This window comes from Pseudomonas triticicola, assembly GCF_019145375.1.
In the GTDB taxonomy this organism is placed as follows: domain Bacteria; phylum Pseudomonadota; class Gammaproteobacteria; order Pseudomonadales; family Pseudomonadaceae; genus Aquipseudomonas; species Aquipseudomonas triticicola.
On the sequence record NZ_JAHSTX010000001.1, the window covers coordinates 4873288 to 4886704 of the forward strand.

At 62.0% G+C, this 13417-nt stretch carries 12 protein-coding genes; 5 read left to right on the top strand and 7 right to left on the bottom strand.

The window, feature by feature from the left end:
- Nucleotides 1-88 precede the first annotated feature (88 nt).
- Both KVG85_RS21490 and KVG85_RS21495 read left to right on the top strand, forming a co-directional pair.
- Nucleotides 89-1987, top strand: coding sequence for an FTR1 family protein (locus KVG85_RS21490; RefSeq protein ID WP_217864893.1), 1899 nt, complete (start codon nt 89-91; stop codon nt 1985-1987).
- Nucleotides 1988-2089: 102 nt separating this feature from the next.
- The gene (locus KVG85_RS21495) at nt 2090-2545 is read left to right on the top strand and encodes a YaiI/YqxD family protein (RefSeq protein ID WP_042607095.1); all 456 of its coding nucleotides are present in this window, start codon (nt 2090-2092) and stop codon (nt 2543-2545) included.
- A gap of 104 nt (nt 2546-2649) precedes the next feature.
- On the opposite strand, the gene elbB is transcribed toward KVG85_RS21495, so the two are convergent.
- Nucleotides 2650-3318, bottom strand: coding sequence for an isoprenoid biosynthesis glyoxalase ElbB (elbB, locus tag KVG85_RS21500; protein WP_016772616.1), 669 nt, complete (start codon nt 3316-3318; stop codon nt 2650-2652).
- A 167-nt stretch (nt 3319-3485) separates the two neighbouring features.
- A complete protein-coding gene (locus KVG85_RS21505; protein ID WP_217864894.1) occupies nt 3486-4145 on the bottom strand; it encodes a DedA family protein in 660 nt (219 codons plus the stop codon).
- 207 nt (nt 4146-4352) lie between these two features.
- Between KVG85_RS21505 and hemB the strand changes: the two genes are divergently transcribed.
- The gene (gene hemB, locus KVG85_RS21510; RefSeq protein ID WP_041476908.1) at nt 4353-5366 is read left to right on the top strand and encodes a porphobilinogen synthase; all 1014 of its coding nucleotides are present in this window, start codon (nt 4353-4355) and stop codon (nt 5364-5366) included.
- Nucleotides 5367-5384: 18 nt separating this feature from the next.
- Entirely contained in the window at nt 5385-7610 is a 2226-nt protein-coding gene (gene ppk1, locus KVG85_RS21515) for a polyphosphate kinase 1 (RefSeq protein ID WP_016772619.1), read from the top strand.
- A 244-nt stretch (nt 7611-7854) separates the two neighbouring features.
- Here the strand turns inward: ppk1 and ppx are convergent, their stop codons facing one another.
- The 5 genes from ppx to KVG85_RS21540 all read right to left on the bottom strand — a co-directional run bounded on the left by ppx (nt 7855) and on the right by KVG85_RS21540 (nt 12411).
- A complete protein-coding gene (gene ppx / locus KVG85_RS21520; protein ID WP_217864895.1) occupies nt 7855-9357 on the bottom strand; it encodes an exopolyphosphatase in 1503 nt (500 codons plus the stop codon).
- 207 nt (nt 9358-9564) lie between these two features.
- Nucleotides 9565-10302 (bottom strand): amino acid ABC transporter ATP-binding protein, encoded by a 738-nt coding sequence (locus tag KVG85_RS21525; protein WP_007911148.1) that lies wholly within the window; start codon nt 10300-10302, stop codon nt 9565-9567.
- Nucleotides 10289-10939 (bottom strand): amino acid ABC transporter permease, encoded by a 651-nt coding sequence (locus KVG85_RS21530; RefSeq protein WP_133335760.1) that lies wholly within the window; start codon nt 10937-10939, stop codon nt 10289-10291. The genes KVG85_RS21525 and KVG85_RS21530 overlap by 14 nt, the downstream gene beginning before the upstream one ends.
- The gene (locus tag KVG85_RS21535; RefSeq protein ID WP_016772622.1) at nt 10936-11604 is read right to left on the bottom strand and encodes an amino acid ABC transporter permease; all 669 of its coding nucleotides are present in this window, start codon (nt 11602-11604) and stop codon (nt 10936-10938) included. The genes KVG85_RS21530 and KVG85_RS21535 overlap by 4 nt, the downstream gene beginning before the upstream one ends.
- A 21-nt stretch (nt 11605-11625) precedes the next feature.
- Entirely contained in the window at nt 11626-12411 is a 786-nt protein-coding gene (locus KVG85_RS21540) for a transporter substrate-binding domain-containing protein (protein WP_076564506.1), read from the bottom strand.
- Between the two features lie 256 nt (nt 12412-12667).
- Between KVG85_RS21540 and KVG85_RS21545 the strand changes: the two genes are divergently transcribed.
- Nucleotides 12668-13375, top strand: coding sequence for a FadR/GntR family transcriptional regulator (locus KVG85_RS21545; protein WP_217864896.1), 708 nt, complete (start codon nt 12668-12670; stop codon nt 13373-13375).
- The last annotated feature ends 42 nt before the right edge of the window (nt 13376-13417 follow it).

Consider the following 13417-nt stretch of genomic DNA (forward strand, 5'->3'; position numbering starts at 1 on the left):
TCATTCCCTGCAGGCACCGACAAAGCTTGAGAGAAACGTCTGCGAAGTGAACAATATGTAACTTCGCATTTCCATTTGAGATTCGTTCATGACTGCCTCGTCCCGATTGCTGGCCTGGCTGCTGTTCCCGTTATTGTCCCTGAGCAGCCTGCCGCTGCTGGCCGATACCGTGGAAGGCGCGCCGCAAGCGTTGCACCTGCTCGATTACATCAGTGCCGATTACCCGCCAACGGTCGCGGCAGGCAAAGTCATCGACGATGGCGAATACCGCGAACAGCTGGAATTCACCCAGGCTCTGCAAGGCTTGATCACTGCATTGCCAGCCAAACCGGAAAAAGCCGCGCTGGAACACGGCGTCGAGTCTTTGCACGCCGCCATCAGTGCGAAGCAGAACGGTGCCGATGTCGCCCGTCAGGCTCGACAGCTGGGGGCGAAACTGGCGGTGGCTTATGAAGTCAGCCAGGCACCGATCATCACCCCGGACCCGACACGCGGTGCGCCGTTGTATGCGCAGAACTGCTCGGTGTGCCACGGCGACACTGGCGCTGGCGACGGCCCGGCCGGTGTCGGTCTGACCCCTGCGCCAGCCAACCTGCGCGACGCTGCGCGCATGGATCACCTGAGCCTGTACGCGATCTACAGCACCCTCGGCCAGGGTGTCGAAGGCACCGACATGCCGGCGTTTGCCGATCAGCTCGATGATCGCCAGCGCTGGGATCTGGCCACCTACATCGCCGGCTTCAGTGCCGATGCGGCGGCCGCCAAGTCCGACAAGGTCTACAACATCGCCGACCTGGCCCGGCAGACCCCGGCCGAGGTGCAGGCGGCGGAGGGCGCAGAGGTCGCGGCAACGTTCCGTGCCCAGCGCGCACAACCGCCGCAGGTCAAACGCGGTCCGGCACAGTTGCTCGATTACACCGCCGCCACGCTGGACAAGAGCCTCGCGGCCTACCGCGCCGGGGAACATGATCAGGCCTATGACCTGTCGGTAGCGGCATATCTGGAAGGCTTCGAGCTGGTCGAAAGCTCGCTGGACAACGTCGATGCCAACGTGCGCAAGGACACCGAAAAATCGCTGATGGCGTACCGGCAGTCGCTGCAGGACGGTCTGCCGGTCGAACAGGCCGAACAGCGTCTCGACGCGGCCAAGGCCAAACTCAAGGAATCCGCCGGCCTGCTGGGCAGCGACGGCCTGAGCTGGTCGCTGAGTTACATCTCCGGTCTGCTGATTCTGCTGCGCGAAGGTCTGGAAGCGATTCTGGTGCTGGCGGCGATCCTCGCCTTCTTGCGCAACACCGGCCAGCAATCGGCCGTTCGCAGTGTCAACGTTGGCTGGGGCCTGGCCTTGCTGGCGGGCTTGGGCACCTGGGCGCTGGCGGCGTATGTGATCGACGTCAGCGGTTCGCAGCGTGAGTTGCTGGAAGGCGCCACCGCGCTGTTTGCCAGCGTCATGGTGCTGTGGCTCGGCGTGTGGATGCATGACCGCCGTCACGCGGCGGCCTGGCAGGATTACATCAAAAGCAGCCTGGTCGGCGGCGGTGGACGTTTCGGCTTTGCGATCCTGGCGTTCTTCTCGGTCTATCGCGAGTTGTTTGAAGTGATCCTGTTCTACGAAACCCTGTGGCTGCAGGCCGGGCCTGCCGGGCACAACGCCGTGTTGGCCGGCGGTGCGACGGCGCTGGTGCTGCTGGTCGGTCTGGCGTGGGTGATCCTGCGCGGCTCGGCAAAACTGCCGCTGACGCTGTTCTTCAGCATCAACGCCGCGCTGTTGTGCGCGTTGTCGGTGGTATTTGCCGGGCATGGTGTGAAGGCCTTGCAGGAAGCCGGGATCTTCGGCACACGGCCGGTGGCGTTCTTTGAATTCGACTGGCTGGGGATCCATGCCGATGCCTATTCGCTGACCGCGCAGGTGGTGGCGATTGTGGCGATTGCTGTGCTGTATGGGCGCAGTTGGGTGGCGGAGAAGCGCCGGGTTTCGGCTGCATAAAGGCATTCGCTGCGCTCATATTCGCGAGCAGGCTCGCTCCCACAGGTTCGGTATGTATCCTGTGAGAGCGAGCCTGCTCGCGAATTTTTTGGAGGCAAGAACATGCGTGTATGGATCGATGCCGACGCCTGTCCGCGGGCGGCGAAGGATCTGGTGGTGAAGTTCGCGTTAAAGCGCCAGTTCGAAGTGGTGCTGGTGGCCGGGCAGCCGCAGATCAAACCGGGGCTGGCGATCGTCAAATTGATTGTCGTGCCGAGCGGGCCGGATGCGGCAGATGATTATCTGGTCGAGCATGCGGTGCCGGGCGAACTGGTGATCTGCAGCGATATTCCGCTGGCCGATCGGCTGGTGAAGAAGGGCGTGGCGGCGCTGGATCCGCGCGGCAAGGAGTTCGATGCGCAGAACATGGGCGAACGCCTGGCGGTGCGTAACCTGTTCACCGATCTCAGAGAGCAGGGCCAGATGAGCGGCGGGCCGGCGCCGTTTGGCGAGCGGGAGAAGCAGGCGTTTGCCAATGCGCTGGACCGGATTCTGACCCGGCTCACCCGCAAGCCCTGAAAAGATCGCAGCCTGCGGCAGCTCCTACAGGGGCGGTGTATGCCGCAATATCACGGCGCGACACGAAACCTGTAGGAGCTGCCGAAGGCTGCGATCTTTTGATTTCAAGCGTCGTTTTCGTGAGTCAGTTCGAGCACGCGGTCGACCAGTTTGTTGATCCCCGAAGCCGCTTCACTGATGGTCTGCGCCAGCATGTACGCTGGGGTGGTGACCAGTTTGCGCGCCTTGTCTTCGACGATTTCGGTCACAGCGCACTCTTCGTGGGTGGCGCCCATCTTGTTCATGGCCGCAGCGGTGTCGGCGTCGTTGCCGATGGTGCAGGTCACGCCCGGGCCATAGATTTTTGCCGCCAGCGCAGGGGAGATGCAGATCAGTCCGACCGGCTTGCCCGCTTCGGCAAATGCTTCGGCCAGGGCCAGCACTTCGGGTTGCACGGTGCAGCCGGCGCCTTCGATGGCGAAGTTCGACAGGTTCTTCGCTGCGCCGAAACCGCCGGGCACGATCAGCGCATCGAAGTCTTCGACGTCGGCGTCGCGGATATCCTTGACGTTGCCCCGGGCAATGCGCGCCGATTCCACCAGCACGTTGCGCGATTCCGGCATTTCTTCGCCGGTCAGGTGGTTGATCACATGCAATTGCGCGATGTTCGGCGCGAAGCACTGCACCTGTGCGCCGCGCTGGTCGAGGCGCAGCAGGGTGATGACACTTTCCTGGATTTCGGCGCCGTCGTACACGCCACTGCCGGACAGGATCACTGCAACTTTTTTGCTCATGGGCTTCTCTCCAGATTCATGGCGCTCAATGTCCCTCAAATCGTCGCGCGTGGCCATAGGGGCATGGCTGACGCACGCGGGTGCAGAGCGCTCTCTCAATGGATCGCAACGGCGGCGGGGTGTTCATTATTTGCCTGGACTGCGTGTGGCAGCCGCCAGCGAATGGCTTATTCGGCTGGCGTTTTCGGCTCGGCAGGAGGGGTCGTTTCGGCCTGGCGCAACTGCTCTGCCTCGGCGGCCTTGGCGAGTTGCTCGTCCTGATAGATTTTCTTCGCCAGTTGCGCATTCTTGAAGCGGCGTCGTAGCCACAGGCCCAGGCCGAGGATCAGCAAGGCGCCGAGCACCCACAGCTCGTACTTCTTGATGCTGCCGAGCATGCCTTCCAGCACTGCGCCGAAGTGATAAGCCGCCGCAGCCAGGGCGGTGGCCCAGATTGCCGCGCCGATGCCGTTGAGCAGCAGATAACGCCCCGGCGGATAACCGGACAGGCCGATCGCCACCGGCATCACCGTGCGCAGGCCGTAAACGAAGCGGAAGCTCAGGACCCAGATGTCCGGATGTTTGCGGATGTGCTCCAGCGCGCGGTCGCCCATCATCTGCCAGCGCGGTTTGCGCGCAAGCAATTTGCGCCCGTGCTTGCGCCCCAGGAAGTACCACAGCTGATCGCCGGCATAACTGCCGAAGAACGCCACGACCACCACCAGATTGATGTCCATGTATCCACGGAACGCAAGGAAGCCTGCGAGCACCAGAATGGTTTCGCCTTCGAAGAACGTGCCGAGAAACAAGGCAAAGTAGCCAAAGTCGTGCAGAAATTGTTGGAGCATTGTCTGGGTGCTGGCGAAATGAACGCGCAGCCTAACCCTTCGGGCACATTCATGAAAGTGTCCAAATGTGTCTCGACGTGAACATTTCCTGCATCGACAATGGATTGCGGCTACCTGTCACAGAGCACACATAACTGTCATCTGTTGGTCATAATGGCCGTCTATAACTGTCACGCTCGCCCGTTTGCCCGGGCTCAGGAGTCTGCCGTGAGCTTTACCCCCGCCAATCGTCTGTTCCCTGCCACTCGTCTGCGCCGCAATCGTCGTGATGATTTTTCGCGGCGGCTGGTGCGTGAAAACGTATTGACGGTCGATGACCTGATCCTGCCGGTGTTCGTGCTCGACGGTGAAAACCGCCGCGAAGCCGTGGCCTCGATGCCGGGCGTCGAGCGACTGACCATTGATCTGCTGCTTGAAGAAGCGGCGAAATGGGTCGAGCTGGGCATTCCGGCGCTGGCTCTGTTCCCGGTCACCCCGCCTGAGCTGAAATCCCTCGATGCCGCCGAAGCCTGGAATCCCGAAGGCATCGCCCAGCGCGCCACTCGCGCCCTGCGCGAGCGTTTCCCGGAGCTGGGCGTGATCACTGACGTCGCGCTGGACCCGTTCACCACCCACGGTCAGGACGGCATTCTCGACGAAGACGGCTACGTGCAGAACGACATCACTGTCGATGCGCTGGTGCGTCAGGCGTTGTCCCACGCCGAAGCCGGCGCGCAGGTGGTGGCGCCTTCGGACATGATGGACGGCCGCATCCAGGCGATTCGTGAGGCGCTGGAAATTGCCGGCCACGTCAACGTGCGCATCATGGCCTACTCGGCCAAATACGCCAGCGCCTACTACGGCCCTTTCCGCGATGCCGTGGGTTCGGCGTCGAACCTGGGCAAGGCCAACAAGGCCTCTTATCAGATGGACCCGGCCAACAGCGACGAAGCGCTGCACGAAGTCGGTGCCGACTTGTCCGAAGGTGCGGACATGGTCATGGTCAAGCCGGGCATGCCCTACCTGGACATTCTTTTTCGCGTCAAAGATGCCTTCAAGGTGCCGACCTTCGTCTATCAGGTCAGTGGCGAATACGCCATGCACATGGCCGCTATCCAGAATGGCTGGTTGAGCGAAGCGGTGATCCTCGAGTCACTGACCGCCTTTAAACGTGCCGGTGCAGATGGCATCCTGACTTACTTTGCCGTTCGTGCCGCTCAATTGTTACGAGAGCAGAAATAGCCCTCCCAGGAACATTCCATGAATACCGAAGGACTCACTGAAGTTGCCGTAAAAGAAGCTCAGCCGGTGGTCGAGCAAATCACCGAAACCCCGCCGGAACTGGAGCCTGCGCCACCCGCGCCGGTTGCCGAAACCGCTGTGGCGGTACCGGCGATCGCCATTCCCGGCCTGGATGACAGCAGCCTGTACATCCACCGCGAGCTTTCGCAATTGCAGTTCAACATCCGCGTGCTGGAACAGGCGCTGGACGAGTCCTACCCGTTGCTGGAGCGTCTGAAGTTCCTGCTGATCTTCTCCAGCAACCTCGACGAATTCTTCGAAATCCGCGTCGCCGGGCTGAAAAAGCAGATCACTTTTGCCCGCGAACAGGCCGGCGCTGACGGCTTGCAGCCGCATCAGGCGCTGGCGCGGATCAGCGAACTGGTCCACGGTCACGTTGACCGCCAGTACGCGATCCTCAACGACATCCTCCTGCCGGAGCTGGAAAAGCATCAGGTGCGCTTCATCCGTCGGCGCAACTGGACGACCAAGCTCAAGACCTGGGTCCGCCGCTATTTCCGCGACGAGATCGCGCCGATCATCACCCCGATCGGCCTCGACCCGACGCACCCGTTCCCGCTGCTGGTGAACAAGAGCCTGAACTTCATCGTCGAGCTCGAAGGCATCGACGCCTTCGGGCGCGACTCCGGTCTGGCGATCATTCCGGCGCCGCGCCTGCTGCCACGGATCATCAAGGTGCCGGAAGAAGTCGGCGGCGCCGGCGACAACTATGTGTTCCTGTCGTCGATGATCCACGCCCACGCCGATGACCTGTTCCAGGGCATGAAGGTAAAAGGCTGCTACCAGTTCCGTCTGACCCGCAACGCCGACCTGGCGCTCGATTCCGAAGACGTCGAAGACCTCGCCCGCGCCCTGCGTGGCGAGTTGTTCTCGCGGCGTTACGGTGACGCGGTGCGTCTGGAAGTCGCCGACACTTGCCCGAAACACCTCTCGGACTATCTGCTCAAGCAGTTCAACCTGAGCGAGACCGAGCTCTATCAGGTCAACGGCCCGGTCAACCTGACGCGCCTGTTCAGCATCACCGGTCTGGACAGCCATCCGGAGCTGCAATACACGCCGTTCACCCCGCAGATCCCGAAACTGCTGCAAAACAGCGAAAACATCTTCAGTGTGGTCAGCAAGCAGGACATCCTCTTGCTGCACCCGTTCGAGTCGTTCACCCCGGTGGTCGACTTGCTGCGTCAGGCCGCGAAAGACCCGCACGTGCTCGCCGTTCGCCAGACCCTGTACCGCTCCGGCGCCAACTCCGAGATCGTCGATGCGCTGGTGGATGCCGCGCGTAACGGCAAGGAAGTCACCGCGGTGATCGAGCTGCGTGCGCGCTTCGACGAAGAATCCAACCTGCAACTGGCCAGCCGTCTGCAAGCGGCCGGTGCGGTGGTGATCTACGGCGTGGTCGGCTTCAAGACCCACGCCAAGATGATGTTGATCCTGCGCCGTGAGGCTGGCGAGATCGTCCGTTATGCGCATCTCGGTACCGGCAACTACCACGCCGGTAACGCCAAGCTTTACACCGACTACAGCCTGCTGACCTCCGACGACGCTTTGTGCGAAGACGTCGGCAAACTGTTCAGCCAGTTGATCGGCATGGGCAAGACGCTGCGCATGAAAAAGCTGCTGCATGCGCCGTTCACCCTGAAGAAGGGCATGCTCGACATGATTGCCCGCGAAACCCAGTTCGCCCTCGAAGGCAAACCGGCGCACATCATCGCCAAGTTCAACTCGCTGACCGATCCGAAGATCATCCGCGCGCTGTACAAGGCCAGCCAGTCCGGCGTGCGCATCGATCTGGTGGTGCGCGGCATGTGCTGCCTGCGTCCGGGCATCGCCGGGGTCTCGCACAACATTCATGTGCGCTCGATCATTGGCCGCTTCCTCGAGCACACGCGGGTGTTCTACTTCCTCAACGGCGGCGACGAGCAGATGTTCCTTTCCAGTGCCGACTGGATGGAGCGCAACCTCGACAAGCGCGTCGAGACTTGCTTCCCGGTGGAAGGCAAGAAGCTGCTGACCCGCGTCAAGAAGGAGCTGGAGCTGTACCTGACCGACAACACCCACAGCTGGAGCCTGCAGTCGGACGGCCGCTACATCCGCAACACGCCAACCGGCAACCAGAACCCGCGCAGTGCGCAGGCGACTTTGCTGGAGCGGTTGGGCAGCCCGATACTGCCTGTCAGCAGTTAAGTGCCGAAGGTCAAAAGCCCCTCACCCTAACCCTCTCCCGGAGGGAGAGGGTTAGGGTGAGGTGTCTTGCGTCATACACTGACCTGAAATACCTGATCGAACTCTGGCCTCAACGCTAGTACAAATCGGCTCCCTCTCCCTCGGGAGAGGGCTGGGGTGAGGGGAGAGCTACACCGCCGCTCTCAAACCAAACCCAATAAAAAGGCGATCCTAACGGATCGCCTTTTTTGTGCCAGCCAGTTACTCAGTGCACCGTGAGAACAATCCCCACCCGCGTCAACCAGTCCGCCTCCAGCCCGAAATCCGCCTGGGTCAGCTGATTTTCGTCCAGCCAGTTCTCCGGGAATTCCACATCGAGATGATCGCCATTGGCATGCAGCACCACCTGCGGCATCGCCTGGGTTCCGCGAATGTGATGGAACAGAATGGCGAACCGCAGCAGCACGCACAGGCGAATCAGCTTGATGCCTTCATCCCCGAATTCGGCAAACTTGTCCTTGGGAATATTGCGCCGGTGCCCGCGCACCAATAGCGCGAGCATCTGCTGATCCTCGCGGGAGAAGCCGGCCAGATCGGAGTGCTCGATCAGGTAGGCACCGTGCTTGTGGTAGTGATAGTGAGCGATGTCGAGGCCGACTTCGTGGACCTTCGCCGCCCAGCCGAGCAGTTCGCGCCAGATGCCGTCATCCAGCTCCCAGTCGACGGCAACCTGATCGAAGGCGTGCAGGGCCTTGCGCTCGACCCGCGCCGCCTGTTCCAGATCGACGTGATAGCGCTCCATCAGCGAGGTCAAGGTGCGTTCACGCACGTCTTCGTGATGATGGCGGCCGAGCAGGTCGTAGAGCACACCTTCACGCAGCGCGCCTTCGCAATGGTCCATGCGTTGCAGTTCGAGGGCATCGAAAATCGCTTCGAGAATCGCCAGGCCCGCCGGGAAGATCGCGCGGCGGTCAGGCTTGATGCCTTCGAAATCGATCTTGTCGGCGTCGCCGAGCTTGAACAGCTTGCGCTTGAGCCATGCCAGACCTTCGGCGTTGACCTCGCCGCTGCCGTGGCCGCCAGCCTTCAGGGCCAGGCCGATGGCGCGAATCGTACCGGAGGAGCCGATGGCTTCATCCCAGGTCAGGCGATGCAGGGCGTGCTCGATGCTCATGATTTCCAGGCGCGCCGCCGTGTAGGCCTGGGCGTAGCGCGCCGGGGTGATCTTGCCGTCCTTGAAGTAGCGCTGGGTGAAACTCACGCAGCCCATTTGCAGGCTTTCGCGCAGCAACGGCTCGAAGCGCTGGCCGATGATGAATTCGGTACTGCCGCCGCCGATATCGGCGACCAAACGTTTGCCCGGGGTGTCAGCGAGTGTGTGCGAAACCCCGAGATAAATCAGGCGCGCTTCTTCACGGCCGGAGATGACTTCAACCGTGTGGCCGAGGATTTCCTCGGCGCGGCGGATGAACTCGCCACGGTTGCGCGCTTCACGCAGGGCGTTGGTGCCGACGATGCGCACGGCACCGAGCGGCATACCGTTGATCAGTTGCGCAAAGCGCTTGAGGCAATCGAGGCCGCGCTGCATCGATTCTTCGTTGAGCTGGCGCGCGTCGTCGATGCCGGCGGCCAGTTGCACCTTCTCGCCGAGGCGCTCGAGGATGCGGATTTCGCCGTTCTGGGCCTTGGCCACGACCATGTGAAAGCTGTTGGAGCCCAGGTCGATTGCGGCGATCAGGGACAGATTCTTGGCTTGGGATTGCGGCATGGTCAGGGGGTCTCGGTCGATAACCCCGACATCGTGCCACGATCAAACGCTGGCGCCAACGCGCATGGTTCAAACCGTTGATTCAGCGCAGAAAGTCTGGGGATCGCGACGCGGCCATTCGCGAGCAGGCTCGCTCCCACAGGTGACCGCATTCCCATGTGGGAGCGAGCCTGCTCGCGAAAAGGGCATCACTGCCTCAGAAAATCTTCAGGCTGTCGCCTCCACCGTGCCAATAAAGTTCGCCAGCTCGGCCGTCTGCGGATTGGCAAACAACACCTTCGGATCGCCCACCTCATGGACTTTACCGTGGTGCATGAAGACCAATTTATCGCCGACTTCCCGGGCAAAGCGCATCTCGTGGGTGACCATGATCAGCGTCATGCCTTCCTTGGCCAATTGCCGCACCACGCTGAGCACTTCATTGACCAATTCCGGGTCCAGTGCCGAAGTGATTTCATCGCACAGCAACACCTTCGGCGACATCGCCAAAGCCCGGGCGATCGCCACCCGCTGCTGCTGACCGCCGGACAAGCGGTCCGGAAAGGCATCGAATTTCTCCCCGAGCCCGACTCGCTCGAGCATTTCCCGCGCCAGTTCGGCAGCCTTGGCCTTGGGTACTTTTTGCACCACTTGCGGCGCGAGCATGACGTTCTCCCCGACGGTCAGGTGCGGGAACAGGTTGAATTGCTGGAAGACCATGCCGACCTTCTGCCGCAGGCTGCGCAGATCAGCGCGGGCGGCGTCGAGGTATTCGCCGTCGACTTCGATCACGCCGTCGTTGATCGACTCCAGGCCGTTGAGTGTGCGCAACAGAGTCGATTTGCCCGAGCCGCTGCGGCCGATGATCGCCACGACCTGGCCTTCCTCGACGCTGAGGTCGATGCCTTTGAGTACGTGGTGATCGCCGTAATATTTATGCAGGGCGGAAATTCTAAGCAGAGGCATGCAGTCTCCTTTCCAGGTAGCGCGCACTGAGGGACAAGGGGTAGCAGAGCAGGAAGTAGCCGAGGGCGACGAGGCCGTAGACCATGAACGGTTCGAACGTGGCGTTGGCGAGCATGCCGCCGGTCTTGGTCAGTTCGGTGAAGCCGATGATCGAGGTCACCGCTGTGCCCTTGACCACTTGCACCGAGAAGCCCACGGTCGGCGCCACGGCGATGCGCAGCGCTTGCGGCAGAATCACGTAGCGCAATTGCTCCAGCGGATTGAGCGCCAGGCTCGACGAGGCTTCCCACTGACCGTGGGGAATGGCCTCGACGCAACCGCGCCAGATCTCCGCCAGATAGGCGCTGGTGAACAAGGTCAAAGCGATCGCGGCGGCCATCCACGGCGAAATCTCGATCCCGGCCAGCGCCACACCGAAGAACACCAGAAACAGCTGCATCAACAGCGGCGTGCCCTGAAACAGCTCGATCCAGGTGCGGGCGATGCTGCTGGGCAGGGTGTTCTTGGAGATGCGCATCAGCAGAATCAGCAGGCCGACGAGGCCGCCGCCGATGAATGCCACCAACGACAGCGCCAGCGTCCATTGCAGGCCGGTGAGCAGGTTGCGCAGGATGTCCCAGAAAGTGAAATCGCTCATTGGCTGCTCCTCGCAATGAACCGCCGGCCGAACCAGTTGAGCAATTGGCGGATCAGCAGCGCCATGCACAGGTAGATCAGGGTGGTCAGCGCGTAGGTTTCAAAGGCGCGGAAGTTGCGCGACTGAATGAAGTTGGCGGCGAAGCTCAATTCTTCCGTGGCGATCTGCGAACACACCGCCGAACCGAGCATGACAATGATGATCTGGCTGCTCAGCGCCGGCCAGACCTTGCCCAGCGCCGGCAGCAGGACGACGTGGCGGAACGCTTCGAAGCGGGTCATCGCCAATGCCGCAGCCGCTTCCAGCTGCCCGCGCGGAATCGCTTGGATGCCGGCGCGGATGATTTCGGTCGAATAGGCGCCAAGGTTGATCACCATCGCCAGCACCGCCGCCTGCCACTCGGAGATCTGCATGCCGAGCGATGGCAGGCCGAAGAAGATGAAGAACAGTTGCACCAGAAACGGCGTGTTGCGGATCAACTCGACGTAGACGCCGAAGATCGCCGAGAACGGGCGGATCTGCCACGCCCGCACCAGCGCCCCGACAATCCCGACGCCAACCCCGAGCAGCGCGCCGATGGCGGTCAGCTCAAGGGTGAACAGCGCGCCGCGCAGCAGCAGGTCGGTGTTTTCCACCACCGGCAAAAAATCGAACTGATAAGCCATGAAGGTCTCCCGCGCAGTCGATCAGAGATCGGCCGGCAGCGGCTCTTTCAGCCAGGTCTGCGAGTTCTTTTCCAGCGCGCCGTCAGCTTTTGCGGTGTTGAGGATGTCGTTGACCTTGGTCAGCAGCGCCGCTTCGTTCTTGTTCACACCGACGTAGACCGGCGAATCCTTGAGCTTCACTTTCAACGCCGGTACGCGCTTGGGGTTCTTCTCGCTGATCGCGACCATGACCACGTTGCCGCTGGCGATCAGATCGACCTGGCCTGCCAGATAAGCGGCGATGGTCGAGTTGTTGTCTTCGAAACGTTTGATGGTCACGCCTTCGGGGGCGACTTTGCTCAGCTCGATGTCTTCGATGGCGCCACGGGTGACGCTGATGGTCTTGCCCTTGAGGTCGTCGAGGCTGGTGATCGCAGCGTCGGGCGGGCCGAACACGGCGAGGTAGAACGGCGCATAGGCGCGGGAGAAGTCGATGACCTTCTCGCGCTCGGCGTTTTTGCCGAGGCTGGAAATCACCAGATCAACCTTGCCGGTGGTAAGGAACGGGATACGGTTGGTGCTGTTGACCGGGGTCAGTTCGAGTTTGACCTTGAGTTGGTCAGCGAGCAGTTTCGCCGTGTCGATATCCAGGCCGCGCGGCTTCATGTCCGGGCCAACCGAGCCGAATGGCGGGAAGTCCTGGGGCACGGCGACTTTGAGCGTGCCGCGTTTGACCACGTCGTCCAGACCGTCGGCGTGAGCGGGGGCCTGGCACAGCAGCAGGCCGGCAAACAGGGAAGCGAGGAGGGCGCTGTAACGCTGGGTCATGGACAATCTCCGGATCGGCGGGAAGTGGTTGCTGCGATCGGACAGAGCATGGGCCGTGCCAACAGGCGGATTTCGCCCCGGCAGGCCGCAGTAGCAACGGCTTCGTTCGGTCTTACTGGTCTGAACAGTCAACTCGGTTTTCGCACTGCGATGGCGCATCGGCTGCACGCGCCGAACCCCGCTGGGGCACGACTTGCCGGACTCGACGAATAGCTTTACAACTAGCCGCACCTTGGCCCTGACGCGTCCGCACATCATGAATTCGATCTCCCGCGCCGTACCCGAAGTGGCGCTGCAAGCGATCCGCAAACTGATCACCGAACAGGGCTTCGGTGCCGGCGACGCGTTGCCTTCGCAACGGGATCTGGCGCTGCAACTGGGCGTCAGCCGGGCATCGTTGCGTGAAGCGCTGTCGTCGCTCAGTGCACTGGGCGTGGTCAGCATTCAGCCGGGCAAAGGCGTGTTCGTGCAGGCGCCGGTCGAATTGTCGCGCGGCGACAACGCGCCAGGCTGGTCGTTTGCGGCGCAGGCCTCGCCGCTGGACATCTTCCAGTTGCGCTACGCGCTGGAAGGCTTTGCCGCCGGGCTCGCCGCGACAACCTTGAGCACGTTCGATCTGGATGCACTGGAAGACAACGTCGCGGCGATGCGTGAGCACTTGCGCGGCGGCGACTTCGAAGCGGCGGCGAAACTCGACTTCGAATTTCACCGGCGCATCCTCCTCGCCAGCGGCAATCAGGCGATGCTGAGCATCCTCACCGCCAGCGCCGAGATCTTCCTCGAGAGCCAGAAACTGCCGTTCATCCGCGCCGAGCGCGCCATGGAAACCTGGCAGGAACACCGCAAGATTCTCCGTGCCCTGGCCCGCCGTGCGTCGGGAGCAGCGCAAAAAGCCATGCAGGAACATGTGCGCAACGCCGCCCTGCGCACCGGAATCGCCTTCATCGCTCCCGCCACGGCGTGAGTTGAGCTATACCCAAACTCATCAAGGGCCATAGCAACACTC

What these genes read in the sequence shown, in the direction of transcription:
- KVG85_RS21490 (WP_217864893.1), top strand. Translation starts at nt 89, where the DNA reads ATGACTGCCTCGTCCCGATTGCTGGCCTGGCTGCTGTTCCCGTTATTG.
- KVG85_RS21495 (WP_042607095.1), top strand. Translation starts at nt 2,090, where the DNA reads ATGCGTGTATGGATCGATGCCGACGCCTGTCCGCGGGCGGCGAAGGAT.
- elbB (WP_016772616.1), bottom strand. Translation starts at nt 3,318, where the DNA reads ATGAGCAAAAAAGTTGCAGTGATCCTGTCCGGCAGTGGCGTGTACGAC.
- KVG85_RS21505 (WP_217864894.1), bottom strand. Translation starts at nt 4,145, where the DNA reads ATGCTCCAACAATTTCTGCACGACTTTGGCTACTTTGCCTTGTTTCTC.
- ppk1 (WP_016772619.1), top strand. Translation starts at nt 5,385, where the DNA reads ATGAATACCGAAGGACTCACTGAAGTTGCCGTAAAAGAAGCTCAGCCG.
- ppx (WP_217864895.1), bottom strand. Translation starts at nt 9,357, where the DNA reads ATGCCGCAATCCCAAGCCAAGAATCTGTCCCTGATCGCCGCAATCGAC.
- KVG85_RS21525 (WP_007911148.1), bottom strand. Translation starts at nt 10,302, where the DNA reads ATGCCTCTGCTTAGAATTTCCGCCCTGCATAAATATTACGGCGATCAC.
- KVG85_RS21530 (WP_133335760.1), bottom strand. Translation starts at nt 10,939, where the DNA reads ATGAGCGATTTCACTTTCTGGGACATCCTGCGCAACCTGCTCACCGGC.
- KVG85_RS21535 (WP_016772622.1), bottom strand. Translation starts at nt 11,604, where the DNA reads ATGGCTTATCAGTTCGATTTTTTGCCGGTGGTGGAAAACACCGACCTG.
- KVG85_RS21540 (WP_076564506.1), bottom strand. Translation starts at nt 12,411, where the DNA reads ATGACCCAGCGTTACAGCGCCCTCCTCGCTTCCCTGTTTGCCGGCCTG.
- KVG85_RS21545 (WP_217864896.1), top strand. Translation starts at nt 12,668, where the DNA reads ATGAATTCGATCTCCCGCGCCGTACCCGAAGTGGCGCTGCAAGCGATC.